The 24455-nt window shown below is 62.2% G+C and carries 17 protein-coding genes; 12 read left to right on the top strand and 5 right to left on the bottom strand.

The window, feature by feature from the left end:
* Positions 1–51 precede the first annotated feature (51 nt).
* Positions 52–1368, top strand: coding sequence for a S41 family peptidase (locus PspTeo4_RS19275; protein WP_322365504.1), 1317 nt, complete (start codon positions 52–54; stop codon positions 1366–1368).
* A gap of 8 nt (positions 1369–1376) precedes the next feature.
* Positions 1377–2141 (top strand): divergent polysaccharide deacetylase family protein, encoded by a 765-nt coding sequence (locus tag PspTeo4_RS19280; RefSeq protein ID WP_322365506.1) that lies wholly within the window; start codon positions 1377–1379, stop codon positions 2139–2141.
* On the opposite strand, the gene PspTeo4_RS19285 is transcribed toward PspTeo4_RS19280, so the two are convergent.
* Together PspTeo4_RS19285 and PspTeo4_RS19290 are read right to left on the bottom strand one after the other, a co-directional pair.
* On the bottom strand, positions 2138–6748 hold the full coding sequence (locus PspTeo4_RS19285; RefSeq protein WP_322365507.1) for a dermonecrotic toxin domain-containing protein: 4611 nt from the start codon (positions 6746–6748) through the stop codon (positions 2138–2140). The genes PspTeo4_RS19280 and PspTeo4_RS19285 overlap by 4 nt on opposite strands.
* 215 nt (positions 6749–6963) lie before the next feature.
* Positions 6964–8967, bottom strand: coding sequence for a BCCT family transporter (locus PspTeo4_RS19290; protein WP_416196965.1), 2004 nt, complete (start codon positions 8965–8967; stop codon positions 6964–6966).
* Positions 8968–9444: 477 nt separating this feature from the next.
* Between PspTeo4_RS19290 and betI the strand changes: the two genes are divergently transcribed.
* From betI to trxC, 7 genes are all read left to right on the top strand, one after another.
* Positions 9445–10101: a transcriptional regulator BetI gene (betI, locus tag PspTeo4_RS19295; RefSeq protein WP_322365508.1), complete on the top strand. Its 657-nt coding sequence runs from the start codon at positions 9445–9447 to the stop codon at positions 10099–10101.
* 38 nt (positions 10102–10139) lie between these two features.
* Complete coding sequence (betB, locus tag PspTeo4_RS19300; RefSeq protein ID WP_322365509.1) at positions 10140–11612, top strand: betaine-aldehyde dehydrogenase; 1473 nt, start codon at positions 10140–10142, stop codon at positions 11610–11612.
* A 77-nt stretch (positions 11613–11689) separates the two neighbouring features.
* Positions 11690–13387: a choline dehydrogenase gene (gene betA, locus PspTeo4_RS19305; protein WP_322365510.1), complete on the top strand. Its 1698-nt coding sequence runs from the start codon at positions 11690–11692 to the stop codon at positions 13385–13387.
* Between the two features lie 237 nt (positions 13388–13624).
* On the top strand, positions 13625–15367 hold the full coding sequence (locus PspTeo4_RS19310) for a potassium/proton antiporter (RefSeq protein ID WP_322366898.1): 1743 nt from the start codon (positions 13625–13627) through the stop codon (positions 15365–15367).
* Between the two features lie 37 nt (positions 15368–15404).
* Positions 15405–18713, top strand: a complete 3309-nt coding sequence (gene mscK / locus PspTeo4_RS19315) for a mechanosensitive channel MscK (RefSeq protein ID WP_322365511.1) — start codon at positions 15405–15407, stop codon at positions 18711–18713.
* A gap of 163 nt (positions 18714–18876) precedes the next feature.
* Positions 18877–20337, top strand: coding sequence for a protein adenylyltransferase SelO (selO, locus tag PspTeo4_RS19320; RefSeq protein ID WP_322365512.1), 1461 nt, complete (start codon positions 18877–18879; stop codon positions 20335–20337).
* Between the two features lie 105 nt (positions 20338–20442).
* Positions 20443–20877: a thioredoxin TrxC gene (trxC, locus tag PspTeo4_RS19325; RefSeq protein WP_322365513.1), complete on the top strand. Its 435-nt coding sequence runs from the start codon at positions 20443–20445 to the stop codon at positions 20875–20877.
* Positions 20878–20882: 5 nt separating this feature from the next.
* On the opposite strand, the gene PspTeo4_RS19330 is transcribed toward trxC, so the two are convergent.
* The 3 genes from PspTeo4_RS19330 to PspTeo4_RS19340 all read right to left on the bottom strand — a co-directional run bounded on the left by PspTeo4_RS19330 (position 20883) and on the right by PspTeo4_RS19340 (position 22382).
* Positions 20883–21239: a helix-turn-helix domain-containing protein gene (locus PspTeo4_RS19330; protein ID WP_322365514.1), complete on the bottom strand. Its 357-nt coding sequence runs from the start codon at positions 21237–21239 to the stop codon at positions 20883–20885.
* A complete protein-coding gene (locus tag PspTeo4_RS19335) occupies positions 21229–21537 on the bottom strand; it encodes a type II toxin-antitoxin system HigB family toxin (protein ID WP_322365515.1) in 309 nt (102 codons plus the stop codon). Before PspTeo4_RS19335 ends, PspTeo4_RS19330 begins: the two co-directional genes overlap by 11 nt.
* Positions 21538–21608: 71 nt before the next feature.
* Positions 21609–22382 carry a ParA family protein gene (locus tag PspTeo4_RS19340; RefSeq protein WP_322365516.1) on the bottom strand — a complete coding sequence of 258 codons (774 nt, stop codon included), beginning with the start codon at positions 22380–22382 and terminating at the stop codon, positions 21609–21611.
* Between the two features lie 320 nt (positions 22383–22702).
* Here PspTeo4_RS19340 and PspTeo4_RS19345 point away from each other — a divergent pair, with 320 nt between their 5' ends.
* The 3 genes from PspTeo4_RS19345 to PspTeo4_RS19355 are packed head-to-tail and all read left to right on the top strand — an operon-like array spanning position 22703 to position 24454.
* Positions 22703–23419: a beta-ketoacyl synthase chain length factor gene (locus PspTeo4_RS19345; RefSeq protein WP_322365517.1), complete on the top strand. Its 717-nt coding sequence runs from the start codon at positions 22703–22705 to the stop codon at positions 23417–23419.
* Positions 23395–24213, top strand: coding sequence for a lysophospholipid acyltransferase family protein (locus PspTeo4_RS19350; RefSeq protein ID WP_322365518.1), 819 nt, complete (start codon positions 23395–23397; stop codon positions 24211–24213). Before PspTeo4_RS19345 ends, PspTeo4_RS19350 begins: the two co-directional genes overlap by 25 nt.
* Positions 24182–24454 (top strand): phosphopantetheine-binding protein, encoded by a 273-nt coding sequence (locus PspTeo4_RS19355; RefSeq protein WP_322365519.1) that lies wholly within the window; start codon positions 24182–24184, stop codon positions 24452–24454. The genes PspTeo4_RS19350 and PspTeo4_RS19355 overlap by 32 nt, the downstream gene beginning before the upstream one ends.
* Position 24455: the final 1 nt, after the last annotated feature.

Below are 24455 nucleotides of genomic sequence, written 5' to 3' on the forward strand. Positions count from 1 at the left end.
GGCCGATGCTTCCGCTGAGGAAGCGCTTACAGGATCAGGAGTTCGTTCGACATGCTGCACTCCCCACGTCTCACCCAGTTGGCTCTGAGCATCGCCCTGGTGGTCGGCGCGCCCCTGGCCGTCGCTGCCGAGCCGGCCAAACCGGCGGCAGTGCCAGCCACCGAAGTGACGGCCAAGGCGCCGTTGCCACTGGAGGAGCTGCGTACCTTCGCCGAGGTCATGGACCGCATCAAGGCCGCCTACGTCGAGCCTGTGGACGACAAGACCCTGCTGGAGAACGCCATCAAGGGCATGCTCAGCAACCTAGACCCGCACTCGGCCTACCTCGGCCCCGAGGACTTCCAGGAGCTGCAGGAAAGCACCAGCGGCGAATTTGGCGGCCTCGGCATCGAGGTTGGCCAGGAAGATGGCTTCATCAAGGTGGTCTCGCCTATCGATGACACGCCTGCCTCGCGCGCGGGCGTCCAGGCTGGCGACCTGATCGTCAAGATCAACGGCGCCCCAACCCGTGGCCAGACCATGACCGAAGCCGTCGACAAGATGCGTGGCAAGGTCGGCGAGAAGATCACCCTCACCTTGGTTCGCGACGGCGGCAACCCGTTCGATGTCACCCTCACCCGGGCGGTCATCCAGGTCAAGAGCGTGAAAAGCCAGCTGCTGGAGAACGACTACGGCTACATCCGTATCACCCAGTTCCAGGTCAAGACCGGCGACGAAGTGGGCAAGGCCCTGGCCAAGCTGCGCAAGGACAACGGCAAGAAGCTGCGCGGCGTGGTCCTGGACCTGCGTAACAACCCCGGTGGCGTGCTGCAGTCGGCCGTGGAAGTGGCCGACCACTTCCTGACCAAAGGCCTGATCGTCTACACCAAGGGCCGCATCGCCAACTCCGAGCTGCGCTTCTCCGCCGACCCGGCCGACGCCAGCGAAGGCGTGCCACTGGTGGTGCTGATCAACGGCGGCAGTGCCTCGGCATCTGAAATCGTCGCAGGCGCCTTGCAAGACCAGAAACGTGCCGTGCTGATGGGCACCGACAGCTTCGGCAAAGGTTCGGTGCAGACCGTGCTGCCACTGGCCAACGACCGCGCGCTGAAGCTCACTACCGCGCTGTACTTCACCCCCAATGGCCGCTCGATCCAGGCCCAGGGCATCGTGCCGGACATCGAAGTGCGCCCGGCCAAGCTCACGGCGGAAGTCGACAACGACAACTTCAAGGAAGCCGACCTGCAAGGCCACCTGGGCAACGGCAACGGCGGCGCCGACCGACCGACTGGCAGCGACAAGCGCAAGGAGCGGCCACAGGATAACGACTTCCAGCTGAGCCAGGCGCTGAGCCTGCTCAAGGGCCTGAACATCACCAAGGGCAGCTGATCCACTCCATGCGTTATCTGCTGTGTCTGTTGTTCAGTCTGTTGGCCGGCGCCGCCCAAGCGGCCCCGGCCAAGGCCTACATGAGCATCATCATCGACGACCTGGGCCAGAGCAGCGAGCGTGACAGCCGCACCCTCGCCCTGCCCGGCCCGGTCACCATGGCGATCATGCCCGACACCCCGCACGCCACCGACTTCGCCCGCCAGGCTCACAAGGCCGGCAAGACGGTGATCCTGCACATGCCCATGGACCCGGCCACCGGCCCTTATGCCTGGCACCCCGGCACGCCGCTTGCCGAGCTTGCGCAACGGCTGGACGCCGCCTTGGCCAAGGTGCCGTATGCCGCCGGCATCAACAACCACATGGGCAGCCGCATGACCGCGCAACGCGAGCCCATGGCCTGGCTGATGGCGGAGCTGCAACGGCGCCACCTGTTCTTCGTCGACAGTCGTACCAGCGCGGCCACGGTAGCTGCCGCAGAGGCCCAGGCGCAGGATGTCGCCCATGTGTCGCGGGATGTATTCCTGGATGACATGCGAACGCCCGAGGCCATCGCCGGGCAGCTTCAACAGGGTATCGCGCTGGCCCACAAGCAGGGCACGGCGGTGCTGATCGGCCACCCTTACCCGCAAACGCTGCAGGTGCTGGAGCGGGCGATCCCCCAACTCAAGGCTGAGGGAATCGTCCTGATCGGCCTGAGACAGATGATTGCCGAGCGCGGTAACCAGGCCATGCCTGCCCACGGCAAGCATGGCCGCTACAGCAACCGCTAAGGCACTCCATCGAAGGGGATGATGCCGGCGGCCTGTTCGAGGGTCAGTCGCCCTCGATGGACACGATATCCCCGCTCAGCGCCTTCCTTGCTACTCATGCGCCGCTGCTCCCGCGTTTTAAGGTGCCCCTGGGTAAAGTCCCGTGGCAGCGCGTCGGCTGACCGCATATGAAAGTGAGCCACCCACAATAGCCAGCCAGACGCAGAGCCAACTTGTGTAAGGCGTATTATCTTGTACTCGTCGAATGCACTGCCATTGGCCATGACTTGCCGCTTGCCGCTGTACTCCACTTTCAGCAGCTTTTGCTCATGCATGAAGCGAAGCGCCTCGGCAGTTGGATAGCGCGTTTTGGTGTAGAGCTTGATCAGCTTCAGGTTTCTCTCCGCACGCAGTTCGTCCAAGGCTGAAGCCAGTGCTCTGATCAAACTGGTGCTGGCTTCCTGCCTGCTCAACCTGTCCGCCTCACGACCGAGGCGCTCGATCTGATCATCGAACAGCTGCGCCAGCAGCGTCCCCTTGATATCGTTCTCAAGATATTCATCGGCCTTGCGCGAGAGCTGCGCATTTTCATCCAGCAAGCTCTGCACCCGCATGGCCGAGTCATTCTCTTGCACCGCAGGCTCAGCAGGTGTCGGCTCTGAGTCGCGCTTTTCCCATTGGTCGTTCACCCAGTCGAAATGGGCCAACAACGTGTTGCTGAATGGCTCGCGAACCTCAAGCACCTTGCGCCCATCCTCGTCGACCTCTGTGCCAATGAGTATCTGGTCCTTCCCACTAGGCACCACTTCCTGAGGTTTGGTCGTGGGTAGATAGGCTGTGCGTCCGGCTGCACCGGTCTCTGACTCCTTGTCGGCCTCAGCCAGCCGTAGCCCGGCATTATCCTTGAGTTTCTGCAGTTCGAGGCGGTAGCGGTCGATCATGTCGACCCTGACCAAAGCTCCACCTTCCCTGCGAATACGCGCGCTATTGACCAGCGCCTCGGAGTACTTGTCCCAGGCTTGCTGGAGGATGGCGATACGGTCTTCCACCGAAAGGTTGGCAAAATCAAGCTCACCATGGGCACCTGCCGCGTTACGCAGTTCATGCCCTGCCATCTCTAGTCTGTAACCACGCAAAATGTGTTGGTCATTGGGAGACCCCAAGTTCAGCGCCAGGTCGGCCAGATTGAGCACATGATGGAAGCGGAACTGAACCGTGCTGAACTTTCTTTGGGGAATGAGTGAGCCAACGGTCCGAGTGACCTCCTCCATCTCTCTACTGATGACCAGGTCAGCAGGTGCCTCGACCAATAGCACATCGAGGTCTTCATAAGCCTTCAGAATACGGTCCTGGAATCCCGCTACGCGTGTGAGCTTCTCAAGATACGCTGCGTACTGCTCCTGTATCTGCTGCAACGGCTGCCCTTCGATGGCAGCTTTGAGCGTCAACAGCTCGGAGTAGTCCGCAAGGTTCCACAGCTCGTTCAGGATAAAGTCGCTGTAATAAATCAGGCTGCTCAGAACATTGCGCCTATGTTGCTTGATCGCATCCCCCAGGCCCGACTCGCGGCTTCTGGAGTACTTGGGCTCCAGCATGGCGTCGAGTTTCACCATGATCTGCTTGTCTTTTTCCACCGCTTCCTCAAGGTGGGGAATCGACTCATGGCGCTTCTCGATTAGTTGCGCTTGCCATTGGGCAATACGCGAGTCGTACTGCCCAATGACGGTCTCGGTCAGTTGCTGTTCATCGGCTGTACTCCCTGCGTCAAGTTTGCCCTGCGCAGCCTGCCGAAGCTTCTCCACCTTTTCGATGTTCTCCAGCAGCTTGGTGATGTCCAAACTGATCTGGCCGAATTTATGTATCGCCACCTTGCCTTGGTTATCCAGTTGATCGGCTGCGTTCTTGAGCGCTTTGAACTGGCTGGCAAGATTCGTCCGCGGGCGCCTGTTCATGCCACCGGCAAGGCGCAGCGTGGCGTCCACTCGCCAGACACCATTCGCCTGCGCCAGCCAGGGTCCGAATCCCCCCTTGCCGTCGATCACCCGCACGCCTTGTGGAGTCACTTCAACAGGATATGCATCCGCGCTCATGACGGCATAATACTGCCCGTCGATCAGGTGCAGGCCTGCCGCATCTCCGCTGACTTGCAAGCTGGTGGCATCGAACGCCACACCTGAGCGCATGGCGCGTAACGCTTGGCGCTGAGCCGGTGGCAGCCAGTTGAAGCCGTGCTTACCACGCCAGGAAAGGTCCAGCTGACGGTCGGGCAGCTCAGCCAGCGCACCTACCCTCGCTACAGCTCCGCCGGAAGGCTCCACCGAAACTTCGCCGAACGCCCCGTTTTGCGCAGCCGCCCCTTCAAAACCGGACGCGTCAGGGGTTTGCCCAAAGGCCTCTGGTACAGGGCCTGGTTGGCGCACATGCAACAACACCATACTCAGGTTCAGCAACAGATCCACAACGGCTGCAGACCGGTCGAACTCCCCGTCCTGCTCTAGGGCCAGTAAATCCTGCTCGAGGGACGACAGCAGTTGCACCATCCAAGCCACGCTGGCCACTGGCCCACGCAGTGCCAGGGTGATCACATCGAACAGCAGCCAAGCACCTTGCGAAAGCGTTTCCCAGCGACGTTCGGCATTCGAGGTGGTTTGCAGGTCGGCCATCTCTACAAGCAAGTCTCTGTTCGCGCTGTAGAGTTTTTCATCCAGGTCACCACTCCAGAACATCGGCTCAATGACAGGCGGAACGGGGCGTTCAGGCAAGCTTGACGGGTCCAGGCCGATGCTGGCGACATGCGGTTCGAGAAAACCTCCATTGTCGTAGATATGGCGAACCTGCGGCTGCAACCAGTCAAGTATGCTCGCTTGCAGGCGATCGGACTCTTGCACGTGTTCGAGCAAACTCTCGAAGTTTGCATATTCGTGAAGTGTGTCCTGCTTGTACAAAGGACGATACAGCAGCACCAGCGTGGGCTCGGCACAGAACAACACATACATGCCACGCACCGTGTCGCCCTGACGAGACTGAGGCTGGCGCCTGAACGTTAGCGGCATCAGGCTGACTCGTGGTGTGTCCGGGTCGTCATGCCTGCGGCAGAAGTTGATCACGCACTGCAAGCCATTCTCGGTGATCTTCCCGTCCAGCTTGCTTTGCAGCGCACTGAACTGCAGGGCGTTGCGCCATTCTCGGCCAAACCGCTGCACACGCCTGCCACGCTGTTGCGGGTCATCGAGCAGGCTCGCGACATAGAGAGGATAGTTGCCCCCGATGTCCACGTGCTCAACCAGTCGCCTGGCCGCTTCGGCGTTCAACCATGCGGGTAATGCAACCCCCTCTGAATGCCGGATACGTATTACCGAGGCGTCCTTGAGCGTGCCCAGCTTACCGATTGCAAATTGGGTCAAGGTTTTTTCGCCCGACCAGGCAAGTGGTTCGCCGCCACCTGCCCCTGTAGCCGACCCTCCAGGAACGCCCAACGCTTTGTAGAATTCGAGGAGCACGTCATCCGGCGAAATGGCTTCGCCACGCTCTTTGAGCATTTGTTGGCTTAGCCGTTCGCGGGCGTAGTCATGCAAGCTCATGACGCCATCCAAGGCAGAAACACCCTCAGCGTCCATGTGGTCTACTGCAAGCTGCAGCAAAGCGCCGCGGTACTGGAAAATCTCATTGGCCGCGCTTGTCACCAGACCCGGCGGCGGTTTTACCGCAGGTGTGTCATCGAGGTAGCTGACGAACCACTGTGCCGGGTCGCTCAACTGGGCGAACAGCTGTTCCAGCGCTGGCACATCGGCCACGCGTCCGTAGCGCACCTTTTCGACGCTGTCGAACATATGCTCGAGCAACTGCACGACTTGTTGTGCGGCGACATTACCCTCCACACGGTAGCGCTGCCAGCTCATGGCGTCGAAGGCGTAGCGCTGCGCCAGCTCATCGCGCAAGGCCAAGGCAAACGCTGCCATTGACGCAAAGCTGCGCACTTGGCCTGAAGGTGCACACCACAAGATGACCTGCCGCTGATCCCACTCGCCCGTCACCAGTAAATGGCTCAGCATTTCCTTTGCGTTGAATGGGCCGGTGGCTAACTCGACTTGCACAAAGCTCACGTCAGGTTGATCGGAACCGCCGCGTATCAACCCACGTATGCATGCCTGCTCCTGAGCGTCCAGGCCTTGGAGTGGCAATCCGCGCATCAGGGCGGTCTTCAACAGCAGTTGCATCCAGCTGTCCCGGCTGCTACCGCCACTGCCGACGCTGTTCCAATAGTCGAGCTGAGCCTGGCAGAAGTGTTGCGGCAATTGCTCGATCAACTCGTTGAATGCTGCGCTCAGGTCCGGTAACTGGCGGGTATCGAACACGCTGCTGGAGGCGGCGAAGCGATAAGGGTCGATCAGGCCGAGATTATGGTGACGCTTACCGAGCGACTCAAAGTCTTTGGAGTAGGGATCTAGCGGACTCAGGTCGATGGGGCGGGTGTCGAGCATGCCCTGCAGCACGCGGTCGACAAGCGGTTGGGTGCTCCAGTAGGGCGTCAACGGGTCGGGGCTGTCCAACATCAATGGGTCGGCAGACGACAAGGCAGGCTGCACGAATGCCAGCCAAGGTAGCTCGGCAAGCAGCAGTTTGAGCAATTGTTCGCTCGCGACCTGGCGCAGTGTCGGGCGATCGTTGAACTGCCGGGCAGCGGCACGTTGAAAGTCGAATGTCGGTGTATCGGGAGCGGGCATACCTATGGCCTCCTGGTGAGTAAACCGGAAGCCTTGCGCGAACGGTCGCGCCTTCGGTGCTACTTATTGCAGGCACCTGTAAAAAGCCCTGCTATTGCAGCAGGGCTTTTTCGCACTCATCAGCTGTAGACGCGCCCCAGCAACTGGCGATGGCTCTCGAACTGGTCGAGTACATCACGCACGATCTGCTCCGGCGCAAAGCCCATCAGGTCGTACTCCTGGCTGCCGTCGTGCAGGTACACCTCGGCACGGTAGAAGCGCTGGCGCACCTCAGGCTCGCCTTCGACCGGCGCTTCGCTCGGCGCGGCCAGGTAGCCATCCAGGCTCACTTCATAGACGAAGGGGTTGCCCTCCTCCATCATCACCCGCAGGCCCATCATGTTGCGCGACTGGCCAACCCGGGTCTCCACCTCGAAGCCCAGGGTGCGCAACTGCTCGGCGGCGTCTTTCAGCGCCGGGCTGACGTGCCTGTCCATGAAGCGCTGTACCACTGCCTGGGTCGGCTGCAGGTCCAGCTGGCTCAGACGCTCGCTGAAACCACGACGGCCACGGGCGGCCAGCTCGGCGCGCTCGCCCTCGACGGCAACGTCCTGCTTCATGGCCTTGTACAGGCCGAACATGAACAGCACCAGCACCACCGAGAACGGCAGGCCCGCCAGCACCACCATGGTCTGCATGGCTTCAAAGTTGCCGGCGAACAGCAGGCCGATGGTCACCAGGGTGATCACCACCGACCAGAACACCACCATCCAGTGCGGGGCGTCTTCGTCGACCTTGCCGCCTTTGCACGACAAGTTGGCCATCATCACCGCGCCGGAGTCGGCCGGGGTAAGGAACAGCACGAAGCCGACGAACACCGCCACACCGATCACGATCTTGGCGGCCGGGAAGTACTCCAGCAGCTGGTAGATCGACATCGAGGGCTGTTCAAGCGCTGTCTTGCCCAGCTCCACGGCGCCCTGGTTGATCACCAGGTCCAGCGCGGTGTTGCCGAAAATCGACAGCCAGGCCAGGGTGAAGCCCAGCGGGATCAGCAGCACGCCGCTGACCAGCTGGCGTACGGTACGACCCTTGGAAATACGGGCGATGAACATGCCGACGAACGGGCCCCAAGAGATCCACCAGGCCCAATAGAACACGGTCCACAGACCCAGCCAGCGCTCGGACTTGCCGGCCTCGCCTTCATAGACATAGAGGTCGAAAGTCTTCAGCACGATACCGTTGAGGTAGTCGCCGATGTTCTGCACGAAGCCGTTGAACAGGTGCAGCGTATTACCCGCCAGCAGAACGAAGACCAGCAGGCCGCTGAACAACAGGATGTTCAGGTTGGACAGGCGGCGGATGCCGTTCTCCACACCCGACACCGCAGCCACGGTGGCAACGCCAGCCATGACCAGGATCACCATCAGCAGGTTGGTCTGGCTGTGTTCCATGCCGAACAGGTACTCAAGACCCGAAGATACCTGCATCGAGCCGATACCCAGGTTGGTCACCAGGCCCAGCAAGGTGACGAACATGCCGAAGATGTCCACGGCATTGCCTGCAGCACCCTTGACCCAACGCTCACCGACCAGCGGATACAGCGCCGAGCGCAATGCCAGCGGCTGGTTGTGGCGGTAGGCGAAGTAACCCACGGCCAGGCCAACCAGCGCATAGATTGCCCAGCCGTGCAGGCCCCAGTGCAGGAAGGTCAGCTGCAGCCCCTGACGTGCGGCTTCGAGGCTGGCCGGCGTGCCTTCCGGTGGGTTGAAGTAGTGGTCCAGCGGCTCGGAAGCGCCGAAGTACAGCAGCGAAATGCCGATACCGGACGAGAACAGCATGCCGGCCCAGGCGCCGTAGCTGAAGTCAGGCTGGTCGTCCTTGCCGCCAAGCTTGAGCTTGCCGTAGTCGGAGAACGCCAGGTAGACGACGAACAGCAGGTAACCGCAGATCACCAGCATGTAGTACCAACCGAAGGTGCGGGTCAGCCATTTCTGGGCGACGCCAAGCACCTGGCCGGCAGTTTCGGGTACAGCGATCAGCAAGGCAGTCAGAACAAGGACCAACAGCGCGGAGGTGTAAAACACCACGCGATTGACCCGCACCCTCTCGGCGGGGGGTTTGGTTAGGGAGGCAGAACTCATTGCACGAATGCTCCGGGCAGTACGGCTGTGGAGGCTAATCAGTCTTTTCCCGCGCAATTGGTGCAATAGCCCCACTGCGTCAGGTGTTATAAAAGCACCCTGGAAACCGTGATCCCGAATCGAAACGTTGCAAAAAACCAGACAGGTGGTCTGTGTTCAGCTGCGCACTCAACATGAAAGTGCGCGCATTGGTCACAGAGCACCCCGCCCGCTCCAAGGGCCTGCCGCAGGTCGCTGACCGTTCGGCAGAATCTGTCTTTCGCTTCGCTCTAGCCCGTCAACGCCTTGTATTCCGGGGGTTACACGATTTCCTGGGGTGTCGATTCGTGCCTTCTCGACCGTGTGAAATACTGTCAATGGCACAAATTGTCGCAGAGCTTATTCTTTATTGATTGAACGTTCAATCAAAACAAAATAGACTGGCCTTCGCCGAGTCAGCCGCCCGTCGTCTGCTCGCAGGCCTGAGGAGATAGCAAGATGCCCAAGGTCGGTATGCAACCCATCCGCCGCCAGCAGTTGATCGAAGCCACGTTGCAGGCGGTCGATCAGGTCGGACTGGGGGACGCCAGCATTGCGCTTATTGCCCGTTTGGCCGGGGTGTCGAACGGCATCATCAGTCACTACTTTCGGGACAAGAACGGCCTGATCGCAGCGACGATGGGTTACATCATGAGCATGCTCAACGAAGGCGTGAGGGCGCGTCGCCAGGCATTGACCGACGACAGCCCGCGAGCCCACCTGAAAGTGATCATCGAGGGCAACTTCGATGCCAGCCAGGTGAACGGCCCGGCAATGAAAACCTGGTTGGCCTTCTGGGCCTCCAGCATGCACCAGCCCGATTTGCATAGGTTGCAGCGGATCAACGACCACCGCCTGTATTCCAACCTGTGTTGCCAGTTCCGCCGCAGCCTGCCGCTTTACCATGCGCGCAAGGCAGCCCGCGGCCTGGCGGCCCTGATCGATGGCTTGTGGCTGCGTGGAGCGCTGTCGGGTGATGCATTCGACACCGAGCAGGCGATACGGATTGCTTACGAATACATGGATCTACAACTGGCTAAACAGCACACCCTGGGCACTGACGACCAGGCCGCTGAACAAACGCGCACGGCACTTGCCAACCCGGCAGGAGCGTGACGCGACAGCCAACCACACACTGCACTTGCGAGGACACTATGGCCCGTTTCGGAACGCAAAAACTCTACATTGATGGTGGTTATGTCGACGCTGGCAGCGATGCCACTTTCGAAGCCATCAACCCGGCCACCGGCGAAGTCCTCGCCCACGTGCAGCGCGCTACCCAGGCTGACGTCGAAAAAGCCGTGGAAAGCGCCGAGCGCGGCCAGAAAGTCTGGGCTGCCATGACCGCCATGCAGCGTTCGCGCATCCTGCGCCGCGCCGTCGACATCCTGCGCGAGCGCAACGACGAACTGGCCATGCTGGAAACCCTGGACACCGGCAAGTCGTACTCGGAAACCCGCTACGTCGACATCGTCACCGGCGCCGACGTGCTGGAGTACTACGCTGGCCTGGTACCGGCCATCGAAGGCGAACAGATTCCGCTGCGTGAATCGTCCTTCGTCTACACCCGTCGCGAGCCGCTGGGCGTAACCGTCGGTATCGGCGCGTGGAACTACCCGATCCAGATCGCCCTGTGGAAATCCGCCCCGGCCCTGGCCGCTGGCAACGCCATGATCTTCAAGCCTTCGGAAGTCACTTCGCTGACCACCCTGAAACTGGCCGAGATCTACACCGAAGCAGGCCTGCCGGACGGCGTGTTCAACGTCCTGACCGGCAGCGGCCGCGAAGTCGGCACCTGGCTGACCGAACACCCGCGCATCGAGAAAGTCTCCTTCACCGGCGGCACCACCACCGGCAAGAAGGTCATGGCCAGCGCCTCCAGCTCCTCGCTGAAGGAAGTGACCATGGAACTGGGCGGCAAGTCGCCACTGATCATCTGCGCCGACGCCGACCTGGACAAGGCCGCCGACATCGCCATGATGGCCAACTTCTACAGCTCGGGTCAGGTGTGCACCAACGGCACCCGCGTGTTCATCCCAAGCGCGATGAAAGCCGCCTTCGAAGCCAAGATCGCCGAGCGCGTGGCCCGCATCCGTGCCGGCAACCCGGAAGACGAGAACACCAACTTCGGCCCGCTGGTCAGCTTCGCGCACATGGAAAGCGTGCTGGGCTACATCGCCAAAGGTAAAGAAGAAGGCGCCCGCGTCCTGTGCGGCGGTGAGCGTCTGACCGAAGGTGCATTCGCCAAGGGCGCCTTCGTGGCCCCGACCGTGTTCACCGACTGCAACGACGACATGACCATCGTCAAGGAAGAGATCTTCGGCCCGGTGATGAGCATCCTCACCTACGAGACCGAAGAAGAAGTCATCCGTCGCGCCAACGATACCGAGTACGGCCTGGCCGCCGGTGTCTGCACCAACGACATCACCCGCGCCCACCGCATCATCCACAAGCTGGAAGCCGGTATCTGCTGGATCAACGCCTGGGGCGAATCGCCAGCCGAAATGCCGGTTGGTGGCTACAAGCAGTCGGGCGTCGGCCGTGAGAACGGCGTCAGCTCGCTGGCTCAATACACTCGCATCAAGTCGGTTCAGGTCGAGCTGGGCGGCTACAACTCGGTTTTCTAAACCCCGTTTAGCCACGCCCGTGCCGCTGCGCACGGGCGTTTCCGCTCCCTGATCACCGCCAAACGAGGGTACTTAACATGTCCCAAGCTTACGATTACATCATTGTCGGCGCAGGTTCTGCCGGCAACACCCTGGCCACCCGCCTCACCGAAGACGCCAGCGTCTCCGTGCTGCTGCTGGAAGCCGGTGGCCCTGACTACCGCTTCGACTTCCGCACCCAGATGCCAGCCGCCCTGGCCTTCCCGCTGCAGGGCCGCCGCTACAACTGGGCCTACGAGACCGACCCGGAGCCGTTCATGGACGGCCGCCGCATGGAATGTGGCCGCGGCAAGGGCCTGGGTGGCTCGTCGCTGATCAACGGCATGTGCTACATCCGTGGTAACGCCATGGACTTCGACGGCTGGGCGGAACTGCCAGGCCTGGAAGACTGGACCTACCTGGACTGCCTGCCGTACTTCCGCAAGGCGGAAACCCGCGACATCGGCCCTAACGACTACCACGGCGGCGAAGGCCCGGTCAGCGTGGCCACGCCGAAAGCCGGCAACAACCCGCTGTTCCACGCCATGGTCGAAGCCGGCGTGCAGGCCGGCTACCCGCGCACTGAAGACCTGAACGGCTACCAGCAGGAAGGCTTCGGCCCGATGGACCGCTCGGTGACCAAGAAAGGCCGCCGCTCCAGCACCGCCCGTGGCTACCTGGACCAGGCCAAGAAGCGCCCGAACCTGACCATCGTCACCCACGCCCTGAGCGACCGCATCCTGTTCGAAGGCAAGCGCGCCGTTGGCGTGACCTACCTGGTCGGCGACAGCGAAGAGCGCGTTGAAGCCCGCGCCCGCAAGGAAGTCATCGTCAGCTCCGGCGCCATCGCCTCGCCGCAACTGCTGCAGCGCTCCGGCGTTGGCCCGCGCGCCCTGCTCGAAGGCCTCGACATTCCGGTGGTCCACGACCTGCCGGGCGTCGGCGAGAACCTGCAGGACCACCTGGAGCTGTACCTGCAGTACGCCTGCACCCAGCCAGTGTCGCTGTACCCATCGCTGCTGTGGTGGAACCAGCCGGCCATCGGCGCCGAATGGATGTTCAACGGCACCGGCATCGGCGCCAGCAACCAGTTCGAGGCCGGTGGTTTCATTCGTACCCGTCCTGAGTTCAAGTGGCCGAACATCCAGTACCACTTCCTGCCGGTGGCCATTAACTACAACGGCTCCAACGGCGTGAAGGAACACGGCTTCCAGGCACACATGGGTTCCATGCGCTCGCCAGCCCGTGGCCGCATCCAGGCTAAGTCGAAAGACCCGCGCCAGCACCCAAGCATTCTGTTCAACTACATGTCCACCGAGCAGGACTGGCAGGAATTCCGCGACGGCATCCGCCTGACCCGCGAAATCATGGCCCAGCCGGCGCTGGACCCGTACCGTGGCCGCGAGATCAGCCCGGGCGCGCATGTGCAGACGGATGAAGAGCTGGACAAGTTCATCCGCGAGCACGCCGAAACCGCGTTCCACCCGTCCTGCTCGTGCAAGATGGGCACCGACGACATGGCGGTGGTCGATGGCGAAGGCCGCGTGCATGGCATGCAGGGCCTGCGTGTGGTCGATGCGTCGATCATGCCGTTGATCATTACCGGCAACCTCAACGCCACCACGATCATGATCGCCGAGAAAATCTCGGACAAGATCCGTGGCCGCAAGCCACTGCCGCGCAGCACCGCCAAGTACTATGTGGCGGGTGATGCACCGGTCAAGGGCAAGCCGATGCGTGAAGTGAAGCAGGCTTGACCCTGCTCCGGCCTCTTCGCGGCTAAAGCCGCTCCCACAGGGGCAGTGCAATACCTGTAGGAGCGGCTTTAGCCGCGAAAGGGCCCTCCCAGGCAATACAAGAAAAGGCACCCTCTGCGGTGCCTTTTTTTCATCTGCAGAAACGCTTTACAGCCTGCCAATTCATCAGGTTAGAATCGATTGGCACGCGACTTGCCAGTCAAGCCCTTTTCCCGCGATATCCCGGAGTACCTGCCTTTGGATGCCAGCACCATCAACAGCCTGTTTCTGATCGGCGCATTGCTGGTGGGTGCAAGTATCCTGGTCAGCTCGCTGTCGTCGCGCCTGGGCATCCCGATACTGGTCATCATCCTCGCCGTCGGTATGGCCGCGGGCGTGGACGGTGGTGGCATCATCTTCAACAACTACCCGACCGCCTACCTGGTGGGCAACCTGGCGCTGGCCGTGATCCTGCTCGACGGTGGCCTGCGCACGCGGGTGGCGAGTTTCCGCGTGGCCCTGTGGCCGGCCTTGTCGCTGGCCACCGTCGGCGTGCTGATTACCACTGGCCTGACAGGCATGGTCGCCGCCTGGCTGTTCGACCTGAGCCTTATCCAGGGCCTGCTGATCGGCGCCATCGTCGGTTCCACCGACGCCGCGGCGGTATTCTCGCTGCTCGGCGGCAAAGGCCTGAACGAGCGGGTAACGGCCACGCTGGAGATCGAGTCGGGTAGCAACGACCCCATGGCGGTGTTCCTCACCGTCACCCTGATCGACATGATCGCCAGCGGCCAGACCGGCCTGCACTGGAGCCTGCTGACCCACCTGCTTCGCGAATTCGGCATCGGTGGACTGCTGGGCCTGGGCGGTGGCTGGCTGATGCTGCAACTGGTCAACCGTATCAACCTGGCCGGGGGCCTGTACCCGATCCTGGTGGTGGCCGGCGGCCTGGTGGTGTTCTCGCTGACCAACGCCCTGCATGGCAGCGGCTTCCTCGCCGTGTACCTGTGCGGCCTGGTGCTGGGCAACAAGCCCATTCGCAGCCGCCACGGCATTCTGCACATGCTCGACGGCATGGCCTGGCTGGCGCAGATCGGCATGTTCCTGGTACTGGGCCTGCTGGTCACGCCCCATGACCTGCTGCCGATCGCCCTGCCCGCACTGGGCCTGGCGTTGTGGATGATCCTGGTTGCCCGCCCCCTGTCGGTGGTTGCCAGCCTGCTGCCGTTCAAGGCCTTCCATGGCCGCGAGAAAGGCTTCATTTCGTGGGTTGGCCTGCGCGGCGCGGTACCGATCATCCTGGCGGTGTTCCCGCTCATGGCAGGCCTGCCGCAAGCCCAGCTGTTCTTCAACCTGGCCTTCTTCATCGTTCTGGTGTCGCTGCTGGTACAGGGCACCAGCCTGCCGTGGATGGCCAAGCTGCTCAAGGTCACCGTACCACCAGACCCGGCACCGATTTCCCGTTCCGCGCTGGAGGTGCACATCACCAGCGAGTGGGAGCTGTTCGTCTATCGCCTGGGTGCCGAAAAGTGGTGCATCGGTGCAGCCCTGCGCGAACTGAAGATGCCCGAGGGCACCCGCATCGCCGCGCTGTTCCGGGCTGAGCAATTGCTGCACCCGTCCGGTAGTACCGTGCTGGAAGTCGGCGACATGCTCTGTGTGATCGGCCACGAACATAACCTGCCGGCGCTTGGCAAACTGTTCAGCCAGGCACCGCAACGCGGCCTCGACCTGCGCTTCTTCGGCGATTTCGTCCTCGAAGGCGATGCCGAGTTGGGCGCGGTGGCGGCACTTTATGGCCTGAAACTCGATGGCCTGGACGCGAAAATGCCACTGGCGCAGTTCATCCGACAGAAGGTCGGAGGCGCTCCAGTAGTAGGCGACCAGGTCGAATGGCATGGCACCATCTGGACCGTCGCGACCATGGAGGGGAACAATGTCCAGAAAGTCGGCGTCAGATTCCCCGAAGGAACTCGACCCGGCCCGGGCTTGTTCCTCTAAACTCCGATTCTGCCCCGATCCACAATGTAGTCTGCCTATGTCCCTGCGCGTGTACCTTCGCACAGCCCTGCTCGGGCTGTGCCTGTCCCTCTCGTTCGCCGCCACCGCGGCCGAGGCCCCGACCACCGCCAGCATCCAGAACAGCCTCGACAAGATCGCCGAGCGCAAACTGCCCGAAGCCGAGCAGAAAGCCCTGCAGCAGGTGCTCGAACAGACCTTGAGCCTGCTGGCCAGCAAGGAAGACAGCGAGAAGAAACTCGCCGCCCTCAAGCAGCAACTGGCCAGCGCCCCCAAGGAAACCACCGACAGCCAGCGTGAACTGGCCAAGCTCAAGGACAGCAAGCCCCTGCCCGTGGCCCAGCGCTACGCCAGCCTCACGGTGCCGCAGCTGGAGCAATTGCTGAGCGAACGCAGCACGCAGCAAGGCGAACTGCAAAAGGCCCTGTCTGAAGCCAACAGCCTGATCATCAGCTCGCAAACCCGTCCGGAACGCGCCCAGGCCGAGATCAGCAACAACCAGACCCGCACCCAGCAGATCAACACCAGCCTCAAGAACGGCAAGGACAACGGCAAGCCGCTCAACGCCGACCAACGCAACCAGCTCACCGCCGAGCTGGCCTCGCTCAATGCCCTGACCATGCTGCGCCGCCAGGAACTGGCCGGTAACGGCCTGCTGCAGGACCTGGGCAACGCCCAGCATGACCTGCTGATCGAGCGTGCAGCGCGCCTTGAGCAGGAAATCCAGGAGCTGCAGACGCTGATCAACGACAAGCGTCTTGCCCAGTCCCAGCAAACCGTCACCCAGCAGTCGATCGAGGCGCAAAAGGCTGGCGGCAGCACCCTGCTGGCCAACGAAAGCGCCGCCAACCTCAAACTCTCCGACTACCTGCTCAAAAGCACCGACCGCCTCAACGAACTGACCCAGCAGAACCTGCGCACCAAGCAGCAACTCGACAGCCTGACCCAGGCCGACCAGGCCCTGGATGAACAGATCAACGTGCTCAAGGGCAGCCTGCTGCTGTCGAAGATCCTCTACAAGCAGAAACAGGCCTTGCCGCACCTGAAGCTCGACCGAGACCTGGCCGACCAGATCGCCGACATTCGCCTGTACCAGTTCGAAATCAACCAGCAGCGCGAACAGATGAGCAGCCCGGTGACCTACGTCGACAAGCTGCTGGTCAACCAGCCGCCAGACGACGTCACCCCACAACTGCGCAAGGCGCTGCTGGAGGTGGCGATCACCCGCAGCGACTTGCTCGAACGCCTGAACCGCGAACTGTCGGCGCTGCTCAACGAGTCGATCACCCTGCAACTGAACCAGAAGCAACTGCTCAGCACGGCCCAGGGCCTGCGCACCACCCTTGAAGAGCAGATGTTCTGGATTCCCAGCAACAAGCCGCTGGACTGGGACTGGCTGCGTTTCGTGCCCGAGCGTCTTGCTGCTCAGGTTGCCAGCCTGCCCTGGGGCTCGGGCCTCAAGGAGCTGGCCGACGGCCTGAGCCAGCGTCCGCTGCTGTTCCTGCCATTGCTGCTGGCGATTGGCGGCCTGCTGTGGCGACGCAAGTACCTGTACCAGCGGTTGGGCAAAGTGCACCAGGACATCGGCCACTTCCGCCGTGACAGTCAGTGGCACACGCCCCAGGCCATTCTCATCAACATCCTCCTGGCGATGCCGGTCAGCCTGGGCCTGGCCCTGTGCAGCTATGCCCTGCAGATCGACGCCCGTGGCCAGAACGCCAACCTCGGCGCGGCGCTGTGGCAGCTGGCCCAGGCCTGGCTGGTGTTCTACACCGCCTACCGCATCCTCGCCCCGGGCGGCGTGGCCGAAATCCACTTCCGCTGGTACAAGCCGCAGGTCGAGTTCCTGCGGGGTTGGGTGCGCCGCCTGGGTTCGGTGGTGCTGGCCCTGGTCGGTGTAGTGGCCGTGGCCGAGCACCAGCCTTCGGCGCTGGCCGACGATGTGCTGGGCATTGGCGTGGTGCTGGCGTGCTACGCGCTGATGGCCTGGTTGCTCAGCCGCCTGTTGCTGAGCAGCCCCGCCCACCGTGACACTTCGCTGTTCCGCAAGGCCGTCGGGGTGGCCTTCACCGCCCTGCCCATCGCCTTGTTCGTGGCTGTGTGCTTCGGCTACTACTACACCGCCCTCAAGCTTACCGACCGCTTGATCTACACCCTGTACCTGCTGCTGTTCTGGCTGGTGATCGAAGCCGCATTCGTGCGCGGGCTGTCGGTTGCCGCGCGGCGTCTGGCCTACCAGCGCGCCCTGAGCAAACGCGCAGCGGCCAAGGAAGGGCTGGATGGCGAGGTCATCGCCGAAGAGCCGACCCTGGATATCGAACAGGTCAACCAGCAGTCCCTGCGCTTGATCCGCCTGGCCCTGCTCGGTGGATTCATCGCCGGGCTGTACTGGGTCTGGGCAGACCTGATTTCGGTGTTCGCGTACCTGAACAACTTCACCTTGTACGAGTACACCAGCGGCACTGGCGCCACCGCCAGCATGGTGCCGATCAGCCTCGGCGACTTGCTCGGCGCGCTGGTGATCGTGGGCATTACCTTCGCCCTCGCCCGCAACTTGCCCGGTTTGCTGGAAGTACTGGTGCTGTCGCGCCTGAACCTCGCTCAGGGCAGTGCCTACGCCACCACCACGCTGCTGTCGTACACCATCGTCGGCATCGGTATCGTCACCACACTGTCGACCCTCGGCGTGAGCTGGGACAAGCTGCAATGGCTGGTGGCGGCCCTGTCGGTAGGTCTTGGCTTCGGCATGCAGGAAATCTTCGCCAACTTCATTTCCGGCATCATGATCCTGTTCGAGCGCCCGGTGCGGATCGGCGACACCATCACCATCGGCAACCTGTCCGGCACGGTGAGCAAGATTCGCATCCGCGCCACCACCATCACCGACTTCGACCGCAAGGACATCATCGTTCCCAACAAGACCTTCATCACCGGGCAGCTGATCAACTGGTCGCTGACCGACACGGTTACCCGGGTGACCTTGAAGCTGGGTATCGACTACGGCTCCGACCTGGACCTGGTGCGCGAGATTCTGCTCAAGGGCGCCCATGACAACCCACGGGTGCTCAAGGACCCTGAGCCGATCGTGTACTTCCTCAACTTCGGCGAAAGCTCGCTCGACCATGAACTGCGCATGCATGTGCGCGACCTGGGCGACCGCAACCCGACCCTGGATGAGATCAACCGCTACATCAACCGTGAGTTCAAGGCGCACAACATCAAGATCTCGGTACGCCAGGTCGAGGTGTTCCTGATAGACCCCAAGGGTGGCAAACAGCAGTTGATTCCGGTGGAGCAACCGAAAGCGGATGGTGCTCAATCGGCCTGAGTTGGCTCGAATACTTTATTCTGTCTGCAAACCTTGCGAGGGCTTCGCCCTCGATCGCCGGCAAGCAGGCTCCCACAGGCACCGCGCGCCCCCTCTGCAGGAGCCGGCTTGCCGGCGATTGGGCCGCCAAGCGGCCCCCAGGCACCACTCTCAGGAGCAGCCCGTGAAAACCCTCGACCAACTCACCTTCGACAACCGCTTCGCCCGCCTGGGCGATGCGTTCTCCACCCAGGTCCTGCCCGAGCCTATCGCCGAGCCGCGCCTGGTGGTGGCAAGCGAGTCGGCCATGGCGCTGCTCGACCTCGACCCTGCAGAAGCCGACACCCCGCTATTCGCCGAACTGTTCAGCGGACACAAACTGTGGGAAGAAGCCGGCCCGCGTGCAATGGTCTATTCCGGCCACCAGTTCGGCTCGTACAACCCGCGCCTGGGCGATGGTCGCGGCCTGCTGCTGGCCGAAGTACTGAACGACGCCGGCGAGCATTGGGACCTGCACCTCAAGGGTGCCGGCCAGACCCCCTACTCGCGCATGGGTGACGGCCGCGCCGTGCTGCGCTCGTCGATTCGTGAGTTCCTCGCCTCCGAGGCCTTGCACGCCCTGGGCATTCCCAGCAGCCGGGCACTGTGTGTGGTCGGTTCGAGCACCCCGGTATGGCGTGAAACTCGCGAAAGCGCTGCCATGCTGCTGCGCCTGGCCCAAAGCCACGTTCGCTTTGGCCATTTCGAGTACTTCTACTACACCCGCCAGCCCGAGCAGCAGCGCGTGCTCCTCGACCATGTGCTGGAACAGCATTACCCCGAGTGCCGCGAGGCCGAACAGCCGTTCCTGGCGATGTTCCGCACCATCGTCGAGCGCAATGCCGAGCTGATCGCCCGCTGGCAGGCCTATGGCTTCTGCCACGGGGTGATGAACACCGACAACATGTCGATCCTTGGCATCACCTTCGATTTCGGCCCTTATGCCTTCCTCGACGACTTCGACGCCAACTTCATCTGCAACCACTCCGATGACCGTGGCCGCTACAGCTACGCCAACCAGGTGCCCATCGCCCATTGGAACCTCAGCGCCCTGGCCCAGGCCCTGACCACGGTGATCGAGGTGGAGCCGCTCAAGGAGGCGCTGGGGCTGTTCCTGCCGCTGTACCAGGCGCACTACCTGGACCTGATGCGCCGACGCCTGGGCCTGACTACCGCCGAAGATGACGACATGGCGCTGGTCGAGCGTTTGCTGCAACGCATGCAAAGCGGCGGCGTGGACTACAACCTGTTCTTCCGCAGGCTTGGCGAGCAACCAGTGGCCGACGCCCTGAAGGTGGTGCGCGACGACTTCATCGACCTGGCGGGCTTCGATGCCTGGGGCGCGGACTACCTGGCCCGCTGCCAGCGCGAGGCTGGCAACGCCGACGGACGGCGCGAGCGGATGCACGCGGTGAACCCGTTGTATGTGCTGCGTAACTATCTGGCGCAGAAAGCGATCGAAGCGGCCGAGGCGGGGGATTACAGTGAGGTGCGACGACTGCACCAGGTGCTGAGCCGGCCGTTCGAGGAACAAGCTGGAATGCAGGCCTATGCCGAGCGGCCACCGGAGTGGGGCAAGCATCTGGAAATCAGCTGCTCGTCCTGAGTCACCGCTGCTGCGGATGGCCTCATCGCCGGCAAGCCGGCTCCCACAGAAGATGTAGCCGGCTTGCCGGCGATGAAGCCGGTACAAACACCACAAGGATCCCTCATGTCCGACCCACTGCTGATCCCCTGCCCCCACTGCAACGGTCTCAACCGCCTGCCCGCCGCTCGCCTGGGTGACGCCCCCAAGTGCGGCCGCTGCAAGCAGGATGTGCTGCTGAGCACGCCGTTCGACCTCACCGAAGGCAACTACGCCAGCCAGATCAAAGGCGACTTGCCGCTTTTGCTGGACGTCTGGGCCGACTGGTGCGGCCCTTGCAAATCCTTCGCCCCGACCTTCGAACAGGCCGCCCGCCAACTCCAGGGCCGCTGCCGCCTGGCCAAACTCGACAGCGAGGCCAACCGCAACCTGGCAGGCCAGTTGGGCATCCGCTCCATCCCTAGCCTGATACTGTTCAAGAACGGCCGTGAGGTCGCTCGCCAGGCCGGGGCGTTTCCACTGCAGACGCTGCTGGAGTGGCTGCGAAGCCAAGGGGTTTAGTGTTCTCAGGCACCCGCCAGAAGCGACTCATAAGGAATACGTAGGCCATCGTGTAGGCGCCTGATCATGGACAGACTCAAGCTGCGCTTGCCATTCAGGACCTCGGACACCCGCCCGCTTGGCCCGATATAGCGTTCCAAGTCCCGAGGCGTCAGTCCTTGTTGATCCATACAGAATTTAATTGCTTCAATCGGATCAGCTGGATGAATGGGATAGTGCTTGTTCTCATACGCTTCAATGAGCGTCACAAGCACTTCCATTTCATCTGCCTCAGCAGTCCCTGCCTCAGCTTGGAAGATAGCTTCAAGCCGCTGGAATGCAGCACGAAGATCGTCATCATTTCGGATCGGCTTAATATTCACTGATCGTCTCCACGTCTATCTCGTCGTATCGCATGTGCGTACCGACGAACTTCACCCAGGCAATACCGGCCCGATACTGCATCTCCACCACAAGCCGGTACTTATTGCCTCCGATGTTGAAGACCACGCGGTTACCGCCACATATGCTGGCGCTTCCTATTTGCCTCTTTACGTCCTGAGGCGTTTTCCAGACGGCCTTGAGCACCATGTCGTGCCAGCTTTGCAGCGGTGCCTTGGCATCCTCATGCCCAGGTAACTCCCAGAATTTCACCAGGGTACTTTTGGCGATGATGCGCATCCAAGCAAATCTCCCGTTTTGGGAGATAGTAGAGACTGTCTGCCTGAAGTGCAAGCGAGGCGCGTGCCCGCCTATTCGGCCTGCTCAAGCAAATCATGCAACTCGACAAACTGCTGCGTCAGCTTGTGCCGTGGCTCAAGGTGGATCAGCGGCAGGCTGGCGTGGTGCGATTCGCGCATCTTCACCGAGCTGCCCAGGTACACCGGCAACACGGGCAAGCCCTCGGCCAGCAGCTCGTCGAGCATCTGCTGGGGCAAGCTGGCGCGGGACTGGAACTGGTTGACCACAATGCCCTCGACCACCAGGTCCTCGTTGTGGTCGTCCTTGAGTTCTTCGATCTCGGCCAGCAGGCCATACAGCGCCTGACGCGAGAAGCTGTCGCAATCGAAGGGGATCAGCACGCGATCAGCGGCAATCAGCGCAGAAACCGCATAGAAATTGAGCGCTGGCGGCGTATCGATGTAGATGCGCTCGTAATCCTCGTCCAGATCATCGAGCAACTTACGCAGTTTGTTGATCTTGTGCTTGGCCTCGAGCTTGGGCTGCAAGTCGGCCAGTTCGGCGGTCGCCGTCACCACGTGCAGGTTGTCGAACGGCGTTTCGTAGATATCGACCTTGTTCTTCTTGCTGAACGGCCCACTGGACAGGCTCTGCTTGAAGAAGTCGGCAATGCCCATGGGAATGTCCTCGCCGGTCAGGCCGGTGAGGTACTGGGTCGAGTTGGCCTGGGCATCCAGGTCGATCAACAGGGTCCGGTAACCTTCGCTGGCGCTGACCGCCGCCAGGTTGCAGGCGATGCTCGACTTGCCAACGCCACCTTTCTGATTGAACACCACGCGCCGCATGAGAGACCTCCGTGTATCAACGAATGCCCGAGTATGTGGCGGCGTCGCGGCAATGGCCAGCACCTATTCACTCAACTTGAACGAACGGCGACCGACAACCTTTGCGAGCCGTCCATCGGAAATATCGCGCGCCAGATGTCGAATTTGACGCAATCACCTGAGCCCGCTGTCTGATGGCAATCAGCTAACCAACATTTGCTACGCACCCCCAGCACCGGGATAATGCGCGCCACTCGGCGAATGCGCCAACCCTGTCAGGTCGTTGTTTCGAGTCATTCCCTCGGCAAGGAAGTTCCTCAGGGCGGAAAGTTAACACTATCGTGATCAGCTTCGATATCAGCCAATGGCGCGCCTGGTCTCCAGGGCTTCAAACACCTGCCGATTGGCACGCCTGGGCACAGGGGGCGCAGCAGTCGCAGTGCGACGGGCCGCCTCCCGATGTGTCGTTCCTGCCGGCCATGCAGCGCCGTCGCCTGAGCCACTTGGCCCGCATGGCATTTGCCGTGGGCTGGCCATTGGCCGAGGGGCAAGGTGCGCTGCCACTGGTGTTCGTCTCGCGTCATGGCGAAACCCCGCGCACCTTCGCGATGCTCAGCGAACTGGCCGAGCGCCAGCCGCTCTCGCCCACCCAGTTCAGCCTGTCGGTACACAATGCAGTGATTGGCCTGTGGTCGATCATGCGCGGCGAAACCAGCGAAATGACAGCGCTGGCAGCAGAGCAGGATGGCTTCGAGCAGGGCATGATCGAAGCTGCGGCCCTGCTTGCCGAGGGCGCCCCAGCGGTACTGCTGATCGTCACCGAGGAGCTGCCCCCCGAGGCCTATCGCCCCTGGATCGACGACGTGCCTTTTTCATACGCACTGGGCCTGCTGCTGACCCCCGGCCAGCAATGGCGACTCACCCCAGGCCAGACGTCAGAGCAGCATGGCACTGAGTTGCCCCATGCCCTGAGCTGGCTGCGCGCCTCGCTTACCGGCCAGGACACCATCACCCACACCGTGAAGCGTCGTGTATGGACCTGGCAACGACAACCGTGAACAGACCGCGCGATGCCTACTACTGGCGCCTGCTGGCCACCGCCTTGAGTTTTGCCGTGTTTGGGCTCGGCGGCCTATGCCTGCGGGTGCTGGTGTTCCCTCTGTTGGCCTGCCTGCCCGGCGGCCCAGAACGCCACCGCCAGCGTGCTCGCCGAACCATCGGCTGGCTGTTCTGGCATTTCATTCGTTTCATGCAGGGCGCAGGCGTGCTGACCTACCAGGTGATTGGCGCCGAACGCCTGGGCCGCCCTGGCCAGATGATCGTCGCCAACCACCCGTCGCTGATCGACGTGGTATTTCTCATCGGCCTGGTGCGCCAAGCCAATTGCGTGGTCAAGCACAGCCTGTTCGACAACCCGTTCACCCGTGGCCCGATCGGCGAAGCCCAGTACATCGGCAATGACGGCAGCATGGACATGCTCGACCAGGCCGTGGACGCATTGCGCGAAGGCCAACCGTTGATCATCTTCCCGGAAGGCACACGCACACCGCCCGGCCAGATGCCGGCCTTTCATCGCGGCGCGGCCGCGATAGCCCTGCGTGGTGCGAAGATCATCACCCCGGTCACCATCAAGGTCAGCCCGACCACGCTGACCAAGAACGAACCCTGGTACCGCATCCCCGGCCGTCGTGTGCACTTCACCCTCAATGTCGGCGCCGATATCGACCCCCAGGCCTTTGCCGCCCAGGGTCCGGCGCCGCAAGCATCACGCAAGCTGAACGACTACCTGCATCAGTACTACCTCAAGGAGCTCGCCACCGATGAGCGATCCACAACACGACCTGCACCGTGACCTCAAGCAGCTGATCATCGACGCCCTGGGCCTGGAAGACATCAGCGTGCAGGACATCGACGACCAGCAACCCCTGTTTGGCGAAGGCCTGGGCCTGGACTCGGTGGACGCACTTGAGCTCGGCCTGGCGATCCAGAAGCGCTACAGCATCAAGATCGACGCCGATGCCAAGGACACTCGCAACCATTTCCGCAACGTCGCCACCCTGGCCGCGTTCGTCACTGCCCGTAAGGCCGCCTGAG

The sequence above is a fragment of the Pseudomonas sp. Teo4 genome, from assembly GCF_034387475.1.
Taxonomy (GTDB): domain Bacteria; phylum Pseudomonadota; class Gammaproteobacteria; order Pseudomonadales; family Pseudomonadaceae; genus Aquipseudomonas.

What these genes read in the sequence shown, in the direction of transcription:
- PspTeo4_RS19275 (WP_322365504.1), top strand. Translation starts at nt 52, where the DNA reads ATGCTGCACTCCCCACGTCTCACCCAGTTGGCTCTGAGCATCGCCCTG.
- PspTeo4_RS19280 (WP_322365506.1), top strand. Translation starts at nt 1,377, where the DNA reads ATGCGTTATCTGCTGTGTCTGTTGTTCAGTCTGTTGGCCGGCGCCGCC.
- PspTeo4_RS19290 (WP_416196965.1), bottom strand. Translation starts at nt 8,967, where the DNA reads ATGAGTTCTGCCTCCCTAACCAAACCCCCCGCCGAGAGGGTGCGGGTC.
- betI (WP_322365508.1), top strand. Translation starts at nt 9,445, where the DNA reads ATGCCCAAGGTCGGTATGCAACCCATCCGCCGCCAGCAGTTGATCGAA.
- betB (WP_322365509.1), top strand. Translation starts at nt 10,140, where the DNA reads ATGGCCCGTTTCGGAACGCAAAAACTCTACATTGATGGTGGTTATGTC.
- betA (WP_322365510.1), top strand. Translation starts at nt 11,690, where the DNA reads ATGTCCCAAGCTTACGATTACATCATTGTCGGCGCAGGTTCTGCCGGC.
- mscK (WP_322365511.1), top strand. Translation starts at nt 15,405, where the DNA reads ATGTCCCTGCGCGTGTACCTTCGCACAGCCCTGCTCGGGCTGTGCCTG.
- trxC (WP_322365513.1), top strand. Translation starts at nt 20,443, where the DNA reads ATGTCCGACCCACTGCTGATCCCCTGCCCCCACTGCAACGGTCTCAAC.
- PspTeo4_RS19335 (WP_322365515.1), bottom strand. Translation starts at nt 21,537, where the DNA reads ATGCGCATCATCGCCAAAAGTACCCTGGTGAAATTCTGGGAGTTACCT.
- PspTeo4_RS19340 (WP_322365516.1), bottom strand. Translation starts at nt 22,382, where the DNA reads ATGCGGCGCGTGGTGTTCAATCAGAAAGGTGGCGTTGGCAAGTCGAGC.
- PspTeo4_RS19350 (WP_322365518.1), top strand. Translation starts at nt 23,395, where the DNA reads ATGGACCTGGCAACGACAACCGTGAACAGACCGCGCGATGCCTACTAC.
- PspTeo4_RS19355 (WP_322365519.1), top strand. Translation starts at nt 24,182, where the DNA reads ATGAGCGATCCACAACACGACCTGCACCGTGACCTCAAGCAGCTGATC.